The sequence below is a fragment of the Paraburkholderia sp. EG286B genome (assembly GCF_040965655.1).
Classification (GTDB): domain Bacteria; phylum Pseudomonadota; class Gammaproteobacteria; order Burkholderiales; family Burkholderiaceae; genus Paraburkholderia.
In genome coordinates this window covers 1-954 of the sequence record NZ_JBFRCF010000130.1, presented here as the reverse complement: position 1 = coordinate 954, position 954 = coordinate 1, and the positions used below count along the sequence as shown (strand labels likewise).

1 protein-coding gene is annotated in these 954 nt (G+C 60.7%); it reads left to right on the top strand.

The window, feature by feature from the left end; all coding sequences use genetic code 11:
- Positions 1-910 (top strand): IS110 family transposase (locus tag AB4Y42_RS44055; protein ID WP_368697870.1); only part of this gene is annotated, 910 nt, incomplete at its 5' end.
- Positions 911-954: the final 44 nt, after the last annotated feature.

Sequence of the window (954 nt, the reverse complement as noted above, 5' to 3'; positions counted from 1 at the left end):
GATGCTGCTCAGGGGCCAGGCCCGTTGTGTGCAGCACATGCAGAAAGCGCTCGCCCAGATGAACATCCAGCTGGCGAACGTGATTTCGGATGTCGCTGGTGAAACCGGGCAGCGGATCATCCGCGCAATCGTTGCAGGTGAGCGCGATCCATATGCGCTGGCTGCCATGAAGCACGGCCGGATTCGCGCCAGCCGCGACGACATTGCGCAAAGCCTGCATGGTCACTGGCGCACCGAACACCTGTTTGCACTCAGGCAGGCACTGGCGCACTTCGATTTCCACGGCACCCAACTGGCCGAGTGTGACCGCGCACTGCAGGCCAGTCTGACCCAGCTGCATGCGCACGCTGGTGCGCCTGGGCCTGGCAGGAGGTCTGGGCGCACGCGCAATTCCCCACAGTTTGATCTGCGAACCCAGCTTTTCCAGATGTGCGGCGTTGACCTGACCAGGATTAACGGCATCGAGGTCACGACAGCCCTTGCGGTGCTCTCTGAAATCGGTGCTGACCTGTCACGCTTTCCGAGCGTCAAGCATTTCACCTCATGGCTCGGGCTGTGTCCAGGCACCAGGATATCGGGTGGCAAGACGCTCTCAGGCAAGAGCAAGCGCACTGCGAATCGCGCCGCGCATGCCCTGAAGCTCGCCGCAGCAGCGCTGCGCACCAGCCAGTCCGCACTGGGAGCGTACTTCCGCCGCATGTGCGCGCGGCTCGACAAACCCAAGGCGATCGCTGCTACCGCCCACAAGCTCGCACGGCTCATCTACATGATGCTCACCAAGGGCGAGGAATTCGTCGATCGCGGAGAGGAGTACTACGAGGAGCGCTATCGCCAGCGCGTCCTGCATCACCTGACAAAGCGCGCCGAAAAGCTTGGCATGAAGCTCATGCCTGCGCAGACCATCGAATAAAAAAGCAAATACAAAACAATCATTTGGTGTGTGTTTCTTGAGAG